This is a genomic window from Polaromonas sp. P1_E3, assembly GCF_056405935.1.
The window spans coordinates 1-953 of sequence record NZ_JBFUBD010000699.1 but is presented as its reverse complement, the minus strand read 5'-3'; the positions used below and the strand labels follow the sequence as shown (position 1 = coordinate 953).

The following is a 953-nucleotide window of genomic DNA, read 5'->3' as shown; positions in this document are numbered from 1 at the left end:
GGCAAAGGTCTTCCACATCGGCACACCGTCGTTCAATGCGGACCGGGTGTGCGAAGCGGGTTTTGCCGCCGCGGGCTGTGTTGCCAGCGGCGGGACCGGATCTGCCACGGAAACCGGTGGCGCCGCGATTTCGCCCGCCGCGCGCACGTCACCCTCATGCACTTCGGTTTCAAGGCGGTGGTCGAGGGCGGAAAGATCCGGCGGTTTCATGCGGCGCTCCAGCTGGCTGAGGCCAGTTTGGCGAGGTAGCTTCGCACGTCCTCCGGCCAGGGCTCGACCAGGGTCTCAAAACGAGGTTGGTCGCCGGCGAACAGGGCGCGGGTGGCTTCCTCAAAGCCGGGCAGGTCGCCTGCGATTTCCGACATGAAACGGTAGGCGGCTTCGCGGGAGGCCCGTATCGCGTCGCGTGCCTCGTTGGCCTTGCTGGCTTCTTCAACGAGCTTGCGCAGCGCAACAGAGGCACCGCCAGATTGGCGGCTCAGCCATTCCCAGTGCCGCGGAAGCAGGGTGACTTCACGCGCCACCACGCCCAGCCTCGGGCGTCCGACAGGGCGCGTGGCCGGCGTCTCAGGCTCAGCGGGTGCAGGGTCGGCTGGCGTGTCATCGGGCGCGTCCACGGCATCGGGCCGCAAGTCGAGGTCCAGGCGCTCGCCATTGGCATCGTTGAAGACACGAAGGAGGATGTCGGCGGGCTGCGGCGTGGCACGCAACCGCGCCAGCACCTCAAGTCGCGGGCCGGCGGCAATGCACTGGAAGCCGGCGAAGGCTGTCAAGGTACGCGGTGCGGGGAGAAAGGAAGAGGCCGGAGAGGTCATAAAGTTGCCAAAAACGAAGGTCGTCAAATAATGAAAAAAGGAAAAATTCCGGGTTGTGGATGCCCAAGTGGCACGCGGGTTTTGAATTGCAAAGGCACCAGGAGCCAGGTTAATAAGGGCACTCGAGATATTTTCACC

General features: G+C 64.4%; 2 protein-coding genes. Both read right to left on the bottom strand.

From position 1 onward, the window contains the following. The coding region (locus tag AC1D0Z_RS22890) for a hypothetical protein (protein WP_477660424.1) at window positions 1–210 on the bottom strand (210 nt) is incomplete at its 3' end. Next, window positions 207–815, bottom strand: coding sequence for a DUF2239 family protein (locus tag AC1D0Z_RS22885; protein WP_477660423.1), 609 nt, complete (start codon window positions 813–815; stop codon window positions 207–209). The genes AC1D0Z_RS22890 and AC1D0Z_RS22885, both read right to left, overlap by 4 nt. Window positions 816–953 lie beyond the last annotated feature (138 nt).